Genomic DNA, 12,529 nt, shown 5'->3' with positions numbered 1-12,529 from the left:
CGTTCGGAAAGCGGCTTCTTACGTGCTGAAACGACTCTCCAATAATCGTCAGCGCGTGCGTACTTGCCTGAGAAGAGTGAAAGGAACCATAGGCTCGTAGCCCCACTACCTCCTTCTCGTTACAGGTGATGCAGTCCGCGGCTGGGACTGCATTGCCAACAAGGAGGAATAATGATCAAGAAGATCGTCGCCGCTGTGGCAGCCACGGGTGGCCTCGTGCTCGCGGGCGCGGGTTTCGCCACCGCTGACGCCGGCGCCCAGGGTGCCGCCGTGAACTCCCCCGGCGTGCTTTCGGGCAACGTTGTCCAGGCTCCCATCCACGTGCCGGTGAACGTCTGCGGCAACACGGTCTCCGTGATCGGGCTGCTGAACCCCGCCTTCGGCAACGTCTGCGTCAACAAGTGACGGTGTTGCGTCTCGCCCCATGAGGGTCTGAGTCCGTCGGCCCCGGAGTGCGTGCCATGCACTCCGGGGCCGACGGGCATTCCACGTCCGGGCGAATACGTCCGGGCGTCTTCCGGTAGGCAAAAGGCAGGAAACAGCTATGCGACAGGTCACGCGCAAAGGCCTGATGACTGTGGCGGCCGCGACCGGCGTTCTCGCCGCGACCGGCGGTTACGCACACGCGGATTCAGGAGCCGTCGGCAGCAGTTCGGATTCGCCCGGCGTGGTGTCGGGCAACTCCGTCCAGCTCCCCGTCGACGTCCCGGTCAACGTGTGCGGCAACACCGTGAACGTGGTCGGCGTCCTCAACCCGGCGGCGGGCAACCACTGCGCCAACCCCTCCCGAGGGGGCGGCGGACCGCACAAGTCGGGCGGCGGAGCGTCGGCGCACGGGAGCAGCAGCAACTCACCCGGCGTCGGCTCCGGCAACAACGTGCAGCTGCCGATCGACGTCCCCGTGAACGTCTGCGGCAACAGCGTCACCATCGGCGGCCTCGGCAACACAGCCATGGGCAACGAATGCGCCAACGAACCCGGCACGTCGGTGACGCCGCCGGGCCACGGAAAGCCCCCGACGCACCCCGGTCACCCGGGCGAGCCCGAGCACCCGGGGAAGCCCGGTCACCCGGGGAAGCCCGAGCACCCGGGTAAGCCCGAGCACCCGGGCAAGCCCGGAGGCCCGGACGACCACGGCAAGCCCGGGAAGCCGCACGCTCCCCGGCCGCCGGGCAGCGCCGAGGACCACGTCGTCCCGAACCACCCGGGCGCGCAGAACCTCACGCCGCCCAAGGGAACCTCGCAGCTCGTACCGCCGGAGGGAACCTCGCGACTGGTTCCGCCGGAGGGGCTCGCGCAGCTCGCGTCGACCGGCAGCGAGCTGCCGCTCGGCCTCGCGCTGCCGCTCGGCGCGGGGGCGCTGCTCGCGGGCACCGTGCTCTACCGGCGGGCCCGGGCCACCGGCTGAGCCGCCGCCCACGGGCAGGCGAACGGAGCGGGTCCCGCGACGGCGGGAGCCGCTCCGTTCCGCGTCCAGGCCCGGCGCACGGCTCTCACCAGGTAGCCCTCACCTGGCGGATGATCCGTCGCTTCAGCCGCACTCTGCGGCTGCCGTCGGGGTGCAGTCTCAGGCGGTCCAACTCCCAGTGTCCGTACTCCGCGTGGTCCGTCAGCAGGCGTGTGGCTTCCTTGCGGGTGACCCCGCGCGGTACATACACGTCGACAAATTCGTATTCCGGCATCGCATCTATTGTGCGGGCATGGGCCCGGTACGGATAGCGTCTGCACTATGTCTGATGCTGCGCAGCCCACCGCTGCCGAGGTACGCGCCGCCGCCGAGGCGGTCAAGACCGCGCTCGACCGCCACCTGGCCGCGGTCGAACGCAGGTCGGGCGAGGACGATCCGGCCGTCTACGAAGCGTTCAACGCACTCGCCTCCGCGGCCGAGGAGTACGACGAACTCCTCTACGACCGCTACGACGAGGTCACGCCCTTCGAGATCCCCGGCACGGAGGACGCGCTCCCGCCGTACCAGGGCCCGGAGGAGGCGAACGCGCTGAGCGTGCTGATCCGCCGCGACTACACCGTGGCGGAGCCGCAGCGGCTGCTCGCCCAGGCCCAGCGGGTCGCCGACCTCGACGCGGGCGTGGGACGGGGCGCCGGCTCGGCCGACACCGTGCACAGTGCGCTCGGCGTCCTCTTCGGCGAGTTCGAACCGGACGAGATCTCCTCACGGCACAAGGAGTTCGGCCTGGAGGAGGGCGACTCCACGCTCTGGGTCACCGCGGTGGACACCCCCGCCGAGCCGGGGGAGTGGCTCGACGCCCCCTTCGACCAGGCGGACCCGCACCGCGTCGTGTGCCGGTTCGACGTCAGCGTGGTCTTCGACGACGAACTGGACGACGAGGGGCTCGGGCTCGACGGCCTCGACACGGACGTCGACATCGACATCGACCCGGATGTGGCCGTCCCCATCGATGAGATTGATGAGATCGACGAGATCGACGCCGACGGCGATGAGGACGCCGGTGACGAGGGTGAGGCGGACGAGGAAGGGCGGGACGTCCACAGGGCCGGCCGCTGACGGCCCTCCCGGCGTATCGCTTCTGCGCCCGCCGCCGCTGACTCGGGGCGGCGGGCGCACTCACCGCGGAAGCGGCCCGCTCAGGCCGTCGCCGCAGGCACCTGCGGGCGCAGCAGCGTCTGCAGGCGCGTCGTACGGTCCTTCCAGAGGCGCTCCGCCACCGCGCGCGGCAGCGCCTGCTCCACGCCCTGCACCACCGACAGGTGCCGCTCACCGCGGGTGAACGCCGTGTACACCCACGGCCGGGTCAGTACCTGTGCCGCGTCGCCCGGCAGCACCACGACCACCGCGGGCCAGCGCAGCCCGGCCGCCTGGTGCGCGGTGAGCGCCCACGCGTGCCGCACCTCCCGCTCCACCCGCTCCTTGGGGACGACCACGGGGGCGCCGTCGCACTCCAGGTGCAGCCCCTCCGCGTCGGCCCGCACCACACGGCCGAGCACGGTACGGCCGGCCGCCGGGACGTGCGCGACGCGGTCGGCGGGGTCGAAGCCGCCGAAGCGGCCGGGGCCCGGATTCAGCCGTTCTTTCAGCGCGGTGTTGAGCGCCCGGGTGCCCGCGGCGCCGCCGTGTCCCGGCGTGATGACCTGCGTCTGCTCGGCGGGCACCCCGATCGCCCTCGGCACCGAGTCCGCGACGAGCTGCACGGTGCGGTGGATCGCCTCCGCGGCGTCGCGCACCGGGACGAGGACGACCTCCTTGCCGGGCGCGTCGACCTGGTTCAGCTCGCCGATGCCGATGCCGGACGTCAGCTCGCCGATGGGCCCCGGGTCCGGGGTGCGCGAGACGACCTGCGGGCAGCAACGCGCGGCGACGAGGTCGGCGAAGACGCGGCCGGGGCCCGCGGACCACAGCACCCCGGGATCGCCGCTGAGCACCAGGCGGGCGCCGTCCGGCAGGGACTCGACGAGCATCGCCGCGCTCTCCACTTCCAGCTGCGGCGCGTCCAGGACGACCAGGAGGTCGAGGGCGAGCGCGCCGTCCGCGTCGCGGCCGGGACCCTCGGCGCCGGAGAGCAGCCCCGCCACGGTCACCGCGGCCCCCTCCGCGCCGCTCGCCCGTGCGAGGCGGGCGCGTCCGTCGGCGCTGTGGGCGGCGGCGCACACCCGCAGGCCCATGGCCGACGCCGCGGCCACCAGCGTGGCGGGCTCGGCGCGCGCCTCCTCGCCGCCGGAGTGCAGCACGAGGCCGTGCCCGGCGACGGCGCGGATCAGCTCGGCCGCGGACCCCGACGCCCCGGCCGCGGCGCTCTCCCAGTCGGCGGCGGGGCCCGGTCCTTCCTCCTTGGGCAGCGCGTTGATCACCCGGGCGAGGCCGTCGGCGAGGCTCTCCTCCGCGAGCGCGTACCGCTCAAGTCCGATCAGGATCCGGACCGGGCGCTCGGGCTCGCCGTCCGCGTCCTCCGCACCCTCATGGGCGCCCTCGTCGGAGCGCTGGACGGGCACATCGGCGCCTTCCAGGGCGTCCTGGAAGACCAGGGCGTCGCCCTCGGCGACGGCACTCTGCACGGCCGCGTCCGGATCAGGCACCGCACGCTGCCCGAGGGCGGCGATCAGCGCGGCGGAGTCGAGCGCCGTGTGCCCCGCGACGGCGGCCTGCTCCAGGAGCCATACGGTGATCGCGCGGCCCCTGCGCTCGTCACCGGGCCCGCACTCCGGGCCGAGCAGGGCCCTGGCGAACCCGTCGGCCTGCTCGGGCCGCACCCCAAAGACCCGCAGCAACTGCCAGGGGTCCGCGCGCAGTCGTTCCCCGGCGCCCTCGCCGAGCGCGGCCGCCGCCTGCTCCGCGAGAGCGGCGGGCGCGCCACCCTCGGCGAGCACGGCACGGATCTCCTGCACGGTCTCCTCGGCGGGCTGCGCCGACGCGGTCTGCCGCGGACGCACGGGCTCGGGAGCGTGGGACGGGGCGGGCCTGCGGGGTGCGGGCTCCGGATCGCGGAAGGCGCTCGCGACGGGCTTCTCGCCGCTCTCCACGGCGCGCACGGCGGCGAGCAGGTCGGCGGCGGTGCCGCTCAGCTTCGTGCCCGCCTCGATCGGGCCCTCCTTCGACGCCTTCCGCTGCTCGATGCGCTCCCGCAGCTCCCGCTGTGCGGCGATCTCGGCCTCGGTCTCGGACAGCTCGGTGCTCTCGCCCTTGGCCTCGCCCGCGTCCGTGCCCTCGCTGGTGCCCGCGTCCGGGGCGTCGGCGGAGGCGCCGCCCTCCGGTGCCTCCGGCGCGGCGTCCTGCGCGCCCGGCGACTCCGTCTGCTCCGCGGCAGCGGCCCCCGGGTCCTCTGCGGCGGCGGGTTCCGTACTCACAGCGTGCTCCAGTCGTGATCGGGATAGCGGTGCACGGGCGCCGACACGTCGTCGAGCGCCTGGCAGATCTCGTAAGGAAGACTAAGGGTCTCCACTGACAATGCCGCCGTGAGCTGCTGCGCGTTGCGCGCGCCGACGATCGGGGCCGTCACGCCGGGGCGGTCGCGCACCCAGGCGAGGGCGACCTGGAGCGGGGAGGCGGCGAGCCCGTCGGCGGCCGTCGCGACCGCGTCGACGATGCGGCCCGCCGCGTCGTCCAGGTAGGGCGCGACGAAGGGTGCCAGCTGGTCGGAGCCGCCGCGCGAGTCGGCGGGCGTCGCGCGGCGGTACTTGCCGGTGAGGACGCCGCGGCCGAGCGGTGACGAGGGCAGCAGACCCACTCCCAGGTCGACGGCGGCGGGCAGCACCTCCCGCTCCACGCCGCGTTGCAGCAGGGAGTACTCCATCTGCGTGCTGGCGAGCCGGGTGCGGGTGCCCGGCAGGGCGAGCTGCCAGGTCGCGGCCTTGGCGAGCTGCCAGCCGCAGAAGTTGGAGACCCCCGCATAGCGGGCCCGTCCGCTGCTGACCGCTATGTCGAGGGCCTGCAAGGTCTCGTCCAGGGGTGTCGCCGGGTCGAAGGCGTGCACCTGCCACAGGTCCACGTAGTCCGTGCCGAGCCGGATGAGTGAGGCGTCGAGCGCGTCGAGCAGATGGCCGCGCGAACCGTCGAAGCGCCGCTCGGGGTCCGGCACGCTGCCCGCCTTGGTCGCGATGACCAGGTCGCGCCGGGGCACGAGCCGCTCGATCAGGCGCCCGAGCAGATACTCGGCCTCCCCGTCGCCGTACACATCGGCCGTGTCGACGAGGGTGCCGCCCGCCTCCCAGAACACCTTCAACAGGTCGGCGGCGTCGTTCTCCTCGGTGTGACCCCAGGTGAGGGTGCCGAGTCCGATGCGGGACACGCGAAGGCCGGTGCGGCCGAGATGCCTCTGCTCCATGGGCGCTGAGATTACTGGCCGGATCCCGGCGAGGGGCGGGCCTGTGGACAAACCAGCGATTGTGGAGAACCGCACCACCCTTCCCGGCGCTCCTGACGGATCACGCACCGCGCGCTACAGTCCCCGCACAGGCACGTTACTCATGAGTACAGCGGTAAGGGGATCGGTCATGCAGCTCGGGATCAACCTCGGCTACTGGGGCGCCGGGATGGACGCGGACAATCTCGCCGTCGCCAGGGAGGCCGACAATCTGGGCTACGCGGTCTGCTGGGCCGCCGAGGCGTACGGCTCGGACGCCGCGACGGTGCTGTCCTGGGTGGCGGCGCAGACCGAACGCATCGACATCGGATCCGCGATCTTCCAGATCCCGGCCAGGCAGCCCGCGATGACCGCGATGACGGCCGCCACCCTCGACTCGCTCTCCGGCGGCCGCTTCCGCCTCGGCCTCGGGGTCTCCGGGCCGCAGGTCTCCGAGGGCTGGTACGGCGTGAAGTTCGACAAACCGCTGGCCCGCACGCGTGAGTACGTCGAGATCGTCCGCAAGGCCATGACCCGCGAGCGCCTCTCCTACGAGGGCGAGCACTGGACGCTGCCGCTGCCCGGCGGCCCCGGCAAGCCCATCAAGCTGACCGTCCACCCGCAGCGCGAGCACATCCCGCTGTACGTCGCCGCGATCGGCCCCAAGAACCTGGAGCAGACCGGCGAGATCGCCGACGGCGCCCTGCTGATCTTCCCGGCCGCCGAGCACCTCGAGGACACCGCGATCCGGCACCTGCGCGCCGGGCGTGAGAAGGCCGGCAAGACGATGGAGGGCTTCGACGTCGTCCCGACGCTGCCGCTGGCCGTCGGCGAGGACTCACAGGTCGACGCGCTCGCCGACATGTTCCGGCCGTACACGGCGCTGTACGTAGGCGGCATGGGCAGCCGCAAGCAGAACTTCTACAACCAGCTGGCGCGGCGCATGGGATACGAGAAGGAGGCCGCCGAGATCCAGGACAAGTACCTGGACGGCGACAAGGACGGCGCTGCCGCCGCCGTGCCGCGGCAGCTGATCGACTCGACCACGCTGCTCGGTTCCGTGGACCGGATCGCCGACCGGATGCGGGCCTACGCCGCTGCCGGCGTCACCACGCTCACCCTGGCCCCCGCGGGCTTCACGCTGGAGGAGCGGCTCACCGCGCTGCGCGCAGGCACCGAGGCACTGGAGCGCGCCGACCTCACGTGAGGGGCGAGCGCAAGGCAACGTAAGGGAAGAGGCGAGCGGGGAAGTCCGCGGCCGTGGTGGGGGCTCGGGGGGTCTTCCCCGCCACGGCCGTCACGGAGAACAACGCACCACGGGGGCCCGCGGTTACGGCCTGGCGGCGGCGGGGTGTCCTTCGTTCGGCGGAGCGGACCCGTACACCTGTTGCCCGGCGGGGAACCTCGCACTTGAGTGGCCTGAGGGGAGGTTCACGCACAGGGCATGGAGGTGTCGGCTGATGCTGTCGGCCAAGGCTGTCTTCGGGGAGATCCTCGACCACGACGAGTCGTTCCGGCTCTTCTGCTCCATCGCCGCGAGCGGCGAGGCCCAGGGCGGCTGGGAGAACGGCCGCATCGCCGCCCTCGTCCCGGAGAGCGAACGCGCGCTCGCCCCCAAGATCGCCCGGCACGGCGCCGACGAGGACAAGCACGGCAGGATCTTCCACGCGCTGCTCAAGAAGCGCGGCCTGCGGCCGGCCGATGTCCCGCACGAGACCGACTACACGATGCTCCTCGAGCGGCACGGCATCGGCCTCGCCCACGACCGGCTGAGGACCGACAGGCCGCTCACCGTGCGGGACCTCGTCACGTACCTCGCGCACAGCAGGGTCACCGAGCAGCGCGCGTCCGAGCAGATGCGGCTGCTGCTCAGGTACTTCGCCGACCACCCGGACATTGGCCGGGCGGTACGGATGATCTCCCACGACGAGGACAACCACCTGGCGTACTGCCACGAGGAGTTGCTGCGGTTCGCGTCCGTCGGGCACGGCCGCGCCATCCAGCGCATCCTGCGCGAGTGCGCGCTCACCGAGATCCGCGTCCACCGCGATGTGAGCCTCGCCGTGCTGGACCGCATGGGACGCATCCTCCACTGGCCGCACGCCAAGCGCCAGCTGCTCACCGCGGGGGTGCACGCCATGTACGGCTTCGAGCGGTCCTGCGGCTGGCGGCGGATGGTCTGTCTGAAGACGCCCACGCGGCGCGACGCCCTGGGCGGCCCCGCGACACCGGCCCCCGAGTTCACCTGACCCCGGGGGCGGGGCCGGGGCCGGGGCCCGGCCGCGCAGGCGTAACCGGCGACAGCGGACCAGGCCGTGCGTCACACCGGGCCTACAGCAGCGCGAAGGAGGCGGAGGAAGGAGGTCCGGCATGAGCGTCGCCACCACCGAGCACAGCGGTCCGTGGACCGTCGCCGACGTCCTCGCACTTCCCGAAGACCGGCGGTATCGCTATGAGCTCTACGGGGAATCGCTGATCATGTGGCCCGCCCCCGGCGCCCGCCGGCAGCGCGCATCGTTCCGGCTGCACGTCGCCATCGACCCCGCCGCCCTCAACCGCCGCTAGCGACACCACCTCGGTCCCGGCCGCAGCGCTGTCAGTCGCGGCGGAGGGCTCGCAAGGCGGAGCCGAGAGCTCGCAGTGCGGGTGTCGCGGCGGCGAGGGCGGCACGGTCATCGGCGGGCAGCGCGGCCAGGGCATCGGCGAACAGGGCGGCCCAGGCATTCTCGATCCGAGCCATTCCGTGCTGGGCGTCCAGCGTCGGAAACAGCTGAACGGCTCGACGGTCGTGAGGATCGGTCTCGCGTCGAATCAACCCCGTCCTGACCGACCGCCTCTACCTCGGCCACACACTTGCCTTCTGCTTCGCCAGTGCCACCCTGTTCTGCTACATCGCCGCTTCCCCCTTCCTGCTGCAGAACGTTCTGGGCTTCAGCGTCGGCGACGCGTCCATGGCCTTCTCCGTCGGCGCCCTCACCGCGACCGCCTCCAGCGCCGCCGCGACCCGCCTCGTGAGCCGCTATGGCTCCCGGCTCCTGTTGCACACCGGCCTTGCCGTGCTCCTGATGTCGAGCGCCCTCGCCCTACTCGTCCCCGCCACAGGAAATCTCAACCGGGTGTGGGCCCTCGGCCTGGTCGGCATCGGCTTCCTCGGCCTCGGGCGGGTCTTCGCCACCGCCCCCGCACTCGCCCTCACACGCGTACCACACGCGGCCGGCACCGGTTCGGCAGTGCTCGGCACACTGCAAAGCATCCTCGGAGCGGCCGTCGCTCCCCTGATGGGCGTGGCAGGCGGACATACCGTCGTGCCGCTGTTCCTCGGCATGACCGGCTGCGCCCTGATGGCCACGCTCGCACTGTGCTTGACCGGACGGGACCGGCCGCCGGCCGATCGGGTCTCATGAGACACCGCGCACTCCGCAGAAGGACGGATCCCGGGCGCTCCCGGCCCCCTACAGCCAGCCGCGGCGCTTGAACATCCGGTACAGGACGACTTCCATGCCGGCCATCAGGAGGATCACGGCCGGGTAGGTCCACACCCAGTGCAGCTCGGGCATGTGGTCGAAGTTCATCCCGTAGATGCCCGCGATCATCGTGGGGACCGCGGCCATGGCGGCCCACGCCGAGATCTTCCGCATGTCGTCGTTCTGCCGCACGCTCATCTGCGCCAGATGCGCGTTCAGAATGTCCGACACCAGCCGGTCAAGGCCCTCCACGGACTCGTTGACGCGCGTCAGATGGTCGTTGACGTCACGGAAGAAGGGCTGCGCCGTCTCGTCCACGAAGGGCACCGAGGGGCCGAAAGGGCCCGCTCCGGAGAGGCGCGCCACCGGCAGCGCCAACGGTCCGGTCGCCCTGCGGAACTCCAGGATCTGCCGCTTGAAGGTGTAGATCCGCGACGCCGTGTTCCGTGAGGAACTGCCGCCGTCCGGCGAGAACACCTCCGCCTCGAGGACCTCGAGGTCGGCCTGAAGCTCGTCGGCGACCTCCAGATAGTGGTCCACGGAGGCGTCGGCGATCGAGTACAGGACAGCTGTGGGCCCGTGCCTGAGGACGTCAGGATCGGCCTCCAGGCGATGGCGTACGGCTCCCAGTGGCGCGCCCTCGCCGTGCCGGACGGTCACCACGAACGAGTCGCCCATGAAGATCATGACCTCGCCGGAGGAGACGGTGTCGCTGTCCTGCTCGTACACGACCGGCTTGAGCACCATGAACAGCGAGTCGTCGTAGACCTCGAGCTTGGGCCGCTGGTGGGCCTTGAGGGCGTCCTCCACGGCCAGCGCGTGCAGCCCGAACTCCTGGCTGACCTTGTCGAACTCGTCCTCCGTCGGTTCGTGCAGACCGATCCACACGAACGCGTCCCGCGAGGCTCTCGCCTCGTCGAGGGCAGCGGAGAAGTCCTCGGGGCCCTGGGTGCGGCGTCCCTCTCGGTAAATGGCGCAGTCGACGATCACACCGCGCATTCTTCCCGGCCATCCGGGTTTCGCACCCCCTGAGCCGCTTAGGCTGAACCGCATGCCCACGCTGATCCTCGTCCGGCACGGACGCTCCACCGCCAACACCGCCGGTCTGCTCGCCGGGTGGACCCCCGGTGTGGCCCTCGACGAGCGGGGCGCCGCGCAGGCCGCCGCGCTGCCCGGACGGCTCGCCGCGCTGCCCCTCGCCGAGGTCGTCACGAGCCCCCTGCAGCGCTGTCGGGAGACCGTGGCGCCGCTGCTCGCCGCCCGCCCCGGCCTCCAGGAGCACACGGAGGACCGCATCGGGGAGTGCGACTACGGCGACTGGTCGGGCCGCAAGCTCGCCGAACTCTCCGACGAGCCGCTGATGGAGGTCGTCCAGCGCCACCCGTCCGCCGCTGCGTTCCCCGGCGGCGAGTCCATGCGGGCCATGCAGACGCGGGCCGCCGAGGCGGTACGCGAGTGGAACGCGCGCGTGGAGCGCGACCACGGCGAGGACGCCGTCTACCTGATGTGTTCGCACGGCGACATCATCAAGTCCCTCGTCGCCGAGGCCCTCGGCCTCCACCTCGACCTGTTCCAGCGCATCTCAGTGGAGCCCTGTTCCGTCACCGCCATCCGCTACACCCGGCTACGGCCCTTCCTGGTACGCCTCGGGGACACCGGCGACTTCGCCTCGCTGGCCCCGCGAGAGGACGCGACGGGCGCCGACGCCACGGTGGGAGGCGGTGCGGGCGCACCGTGATCGTCGCCCGCAGTAGGGTGAGGCGGGCCGGAGCTGCCCCCGCAGCCCGTCCGCAGCCGTTCAGCCGTCGCGGCGAAGCCGTCGCGACACCCCGTACTTTGCAGTCGATCAATGGAGACAGGACGTGTCCCGTCAGGTGTTCCTCTACGACCCGCCGGAGCGTTTCGTCGCGGGAACGGTCGGGCTGCCCGGACGGCGTACCTTCTTCCTGCAGGCCTCCGCGGGCGTCCGGGTGACCAGCGTCGCCCTGGAGAAGACCCAGGTGGCCGCGCTCGCCGAGCGCATGGAGGAACTCCTCGACGAGGTCGTACGCCGCAGCGGGGGCAGCGCCGCGGTGCCGGCCGTCGCCCCCTCCGAGGTCACCGACAGCGCGCCGCTCGACTCGCCCGTCGAGGAGGAGTTCCGCGTCGGCACGATGGCGCTCGCCTGGGACGGCGAGGAGGAGCGGATGATCGTCGAGGCGCAGGCCCTCGTCGAGCTGGACGCCGAGACCGACGACGATCTGGCGGCGGCCGAGGAGAAGCTCCTGCAGGACGAGGAGAACGGCCCGCCGATGCTCCGCGTCCGGCTCACCGGGGCGCAGGCCCGCGCCTTCACCAAGCGGGCCCTCGACGTGGTGAACGCGGGACGCCCGCCGTGCCCGCTGTGCAGCCTCCCGCTCGACCCGGAAGGACATGTATGCCCGCGCCAGAACGGATACCGGCGGGGAGCGTGAGCACCGACCACGTCGCGCTCCTCACCCGCGGGGAGCTGACCGTGCGCGGACGCATCCGCGAGGCCTCGAACGCGGTGCTGTACTGCACGGTCGCGTACGAGGGCCGGGAAGCCGCCTGCGTCTACAAGCCCGTCGCCGGCGAGCGCCCCCTGTGGGACTTCCCCGACGGCACGCTCGCGCAGCGCGAGGTCGCCGCGTACGAGGTGTCGCTGGCCACCGGCTGGGACCTGGTGCCGCCGACCGTGCTGCGCCAGGGACCGCACGGCGAGGGCATGTGCCAGCTGTGGATCGAGGGCTCGGACGACACGGAGCTGCTCGCCCTCGTCGACGGCGAGGAACCGGGCGAGGGCTGGAAAGCGGTCGGTTTCGCGCGCGTCGACGAGGAGCGGACGGCGCTCCTCGTGCACGCCGACGACGTACGGCTGCGCCGCCTCGCCGTCCTCGACGCGGTGATCAACAACAGCGACCGCAAGGGCGGCCATCTGCTGGCCGCCGACGGCCGCCTCTACGGCATCGACCACGGCGTCACCTTCCACGCCGAGAACAAACTGCGCACGCTGCTGTGGGGGTGGGCGGGGGAGCCCCTGACGGACGAGGCCGTCGAGGTACTGGGGACCCTGCGGGACGGGCTCAAGGAGGGCGGCGCGCTGGCCGAGCGGCTGGCCGGGCTGATCACCCCCGCGGAGACCGAGGCGCTGCGGGGCCGGGTGGCGGCCCTGCTGCGGTCGGGGCGCCATCCGGAGCCGGCGGGGGACTGGCCGCCGATTCCCTGGCCGCCCGTCTAGCCCGAGCAGCAGGG

General features: G+C 72.3%; 15 protein-coding genes. 10 read left to right on the top strand and 5 right to left on the bottom strand.

Annotated elements, in window-relative coordinates; all coding sequences use genetic code 11:
* Positions 1 to 171 precede the first annotated feature (171 nt).
* Positions 172 to 405 carry a chaplin ChpH gene (chpH, locus tag AC07DI_RS24540; protein WP_384251605.1) on the top strand — a complete coding sequence of 78 codons (234 nt, stop codon included), beginning with the start codon at positions 172 to 174 and terminating at the stop codon, positions 403 to 405.
* A gap of 139 nt (positions 406 to 544) precedes the next feature.
* A complete protein-coding gene (locus tag AC07DI_RS24535) occupies positions 545 to 1,408 on the top strand; it encodes a chaplin (protein WP_478906109.1) in 864 nt (287 codons plus the stop codon).
* An 85-nt stretch (positions 1,409 to 1,493) separates the two neighbouring features.
* Here the strand turns inward: AC07DI_RS24535 and AC07DI_RS24530 are convergent, their stop codons facing one another.
* Positions 1,494 to 1,682 carry a DUF5703 family protein gene (locus tag AC07DI_RS24530; RefSeq protein WP_355810220.1) on the bottom strand — a complete coding sequence of 63 codons (189 nt, stop codon included), beginning with the start codon at positions 1,680 to 1,682 and terminating at the stop codon, positions 1,494 to 1,496.
* A 47-nt stretch (positions 1,683 to 1,729) separates the two neighbouring features.
* Between AC07DI_RS24530 and AC07DI_RS24525 the strand changes: the two genes are divergently transcribed.
* Positions 1,730 to 2,524, top strand: a complete 795-nt coding sequence (locus AC07DI_RS24525; RefSeq protein WP_478906108.1) for a hypothetical protein — start codon at positions 1,730 to 1,732, stop codon at positions 2,522 to 2,524.
* An 80-nt stretch (positions 2,525 to 2,604) separates the two neighbouring features.
* Here AC07DI_RS24525 and AC07DI_RS24520 read toward each other — a convergent pair whose 3' ends face one another.
* Together AC07DI_RS24520 and AC07DI_RS24515 are read right to left on the bottom strand one after the other, a co-directional pair.
* A complete protein-coding gene (locus AC07DI_RS24520) occupies positions 2,605 to 4,818 on the bottom strand; it encodes a helix-hairpin-helix domain-containing protein (protein ID WP_478906107.1) in 2,214 nt (737 codons plus the stop codon).
* Positions 4,815 to 5,795, bottom strand: a complete 981-nt coding sequence (locus AC07DI_RS24515) for an aldo/keto reductase (protein ID WP_478906106.1) — start codon at positions 5,793 to 5,795, stop codon at positions 4,815 to 4,817. Before AC07DI_RS24515 ends, AC07DI_RS24520 begins: the two co-directional genes overlap by 4 nt.
* Positions 5,796 to 5,964: 169 nt before the next feature.
* On the opposite strand from AC07DI_RS24515, the gene AC07DI_RS24510 reads away from it, so the two are divergent.
* The 3 genes from AC07DI_RS24510 (at position 5,965) to AC07DI_RS24500 (ending at position 8,378) form a co-directional block, all read left to right on the top strand.
* Complete coding sequence (locus AC07DI_RS24510) at positions 5,965 to 7,020, top strand: LLM class F420-dependent oxidoreductase (RefSeq protein ID WP_478906105.1); 1,056 nt, start codon at positions 5,965 to 5,967, stop codon at positions 7,018 to 7,020.
* 253 nt (positions 7,021 to 7,273) lie between these two features.
* On the top strand, positions 7,274 to 8,062 hold the full coding sequence (locus AC07DI_RS24505; protein ID WP_478906104.1) for a ferritin-like domain-containing protein: 789 nt from the start codon (positions 7,274 to 7,276) through the stop codon (positions 8,060 to 8,062).
* A gap of 121 nt (positions 8,063 to 8,183) precedes the next feature.
* On the top strand, positions 8,184 to 8,378 hold the full coding sequence (locus AC07DI_RS24500) for a hypothetical protein (protein ID WP_478906103.1): 195 nt from the start codon (positions 8,184 to 8,186) through the stop codon (positions 8,376 to 8,378).
* 31 nt (positions 8,379 to 8,409) lie between these two features.
* Here the strand turns inward: AC07DI_RS24500 and AC07DI_RS24495 are convergent, their stop codons facing one another.
* Positions 8,410 to 8,553, bottom strand: a complete 144-nt coding sequence (locus AC07DI_RS24495) for a hypothetical protein (protein ID WP_478906102.1) — start codon at positions 8,551 to 8,553, stop codon at positions 8,410 to 8,412.
* 70 nt (positions 8,554 to 8,623) lie between these two features.
* Here AC07DI_RS24495 and AC07DI_RS24490 point away from each other — a divergent pair, with 70 nt between their 5' ends.
* Positions 8,624 to 9,217 carry an MFS transporter gene (locus tag AC07DI_RS24490; RefSeq protein WP_478906204.1) on the top strand — a complete coding sequence of 198 codons (594 nt, stop codon included), beginning with the start codon at positions 8,624 to 8,626 and terminating at the stop codon, positions 9,215 to 9,217.
* 48 nt (positions 9,218 to 9,265) lie between these two features.
* Here the strand turns inward: AC07DI_RS24490 and corA are convergent, their stop codons facing one another.
* Complete coding sequence (gene corA / locus AC07DI_RS24485; protein ID WP_478906101.1) at positions 9,266 to 10,267, bottom strand: magnesium/cobalt transporter CorA; 1,002 nt, start codon at positions 10,265 to 10,267, stop codon at positions 9,266 to 9,268.
* A 61-nt stretch (positions 10,268 to 10,328) separates the two neighbouring features.
* On the opposite strand from corA, the gene AC07DI_RS24480 reads away from it, so the two are divergent.
* The 3 genes from AC07DI_RS24480 to AC07DI_RS24470 all read left to right on the top strand — a co-directional run bounded on the left by AC07DI_RS24480 (position 10,329) and on the right by AC07DI_RS24470 (position 12,515).
* Positions 10,329 to 11,015, top strand: coding sequence for a histidine phosphatase family protein (locus AC07DI_RS24480; RefSeq protein WP_384251634.1), 687 nt, complete (start codon positions 10,329 to 10,331; stop codon positions 11,013 to 11,015).
* Between the two features lie 124 nt (positions 11,016 to 11,139).
* On the top strand, positions 11,140 to 11,730 hold the full coding sequence (locus AC07DI_RS24475; RefSeq protein WP_384251636.1) for a DUF3090 domain-containing protein: 591 nt from the start codon (positions 11,140 to 11,142) through the stop codon (positions 11,728 to 11,730).
* Entirely contained in the window at positions 11,694 to 12,515 is an 822-nt protein-coding gene (locus AC07DI_RS24470; RefSeq protein ID WP_478906100.1) for an SCO1664 family protein, read from the top strand. Before AC07DI_RS24475 ends, AC07DI_RS24470 begins: the two co-directional genes overlap by 37 nt.
* The last annotated feature ends 14 nt before the right edge of the window (positions 12,516 to 12,529 follow it).

The organism is Streptomyces sp. NPDC044106 (assembly GCF_056433985.1).
This window is presented reverse-complemented; position numbering and strand designations above follow the sequence as displayed.

Coding starts and splice junctions, on each gene's coding strand:
- chpH (WP_384251605.1), top strand. CDS start 172: ATGATCAAGAAGATCGTCGCCGCTGTGGCAGCCACGGGTGGCCTCGTG.
- AC07DI_RS24535 (WP_478906109.1), top strand. CDS start 545: ATGCGACAGGTCACGCGCAAAGGCCTGATGACTGTGGCGGCCGCGACC.
- AC07DI_RS24530 (WP_355810220.1), bottom strand. CDS start 1,682: ATGCCGGAATACGAATTTGTCGACGTGTATGTACCGCGCGGGGTCACC.
- AC07DI_RS24525 (WP_478906108.1), top strand. CDS start 1,730: ATGTCTGATGCTGCGCAGCCCACCGCTGCCGAGGTACGCGCCGCCGCC.
- AC07DI_RS24515 (WP_478906106.1), bottom strand. CDS start 5,795: ATGGAGCAGAGGCATCTCGGCCGCACCGGCCTTCGCGTGTCCCGCATC.
- AC07DI_RS24510 (WP_478906105.1), top strand. CDS start 5,965: ATGCAGCTCGGGATCAACCTCGGCTACTGGGGCGCCGGGATGGACGCG.
- AC07DI_RS24505 (WP_478906104.1), top strand. CDS start 7,274: ATGCTGTCGGCCAAGGCTGTCTTCGGGGAGATCCTCGACCACGACGAG.
- AC07DI_RS24500 (WP_478906103.1), top strand. CDS start 8,184: ATGAGCGTCGCCACCACCGAGCACAGCGGTCCGTGGACCGTCGCCGAC.
- AC07DI_RS24495 (WP_478906102.1), bottom strand. CDS start 8,553: ATGGCTCGGATCGAGAATGCCTGGGCCGCCCTGTTCGCCGATGCCCTG.
- AC07DI_RS24480 (WP_384251634.1), top strand. CDS start 10,329: ATGCCCACGCTGATCCTCGTCCGGCACGGACGCTCCACCGCCAACACC.
- AC07DI_RS24470 (WP_478906100.1), top strand. CDS start 11,694: ATGCCCGCGCCAGAACGGATACCGGCGGGGAGCGTGAGCACCGACCAC.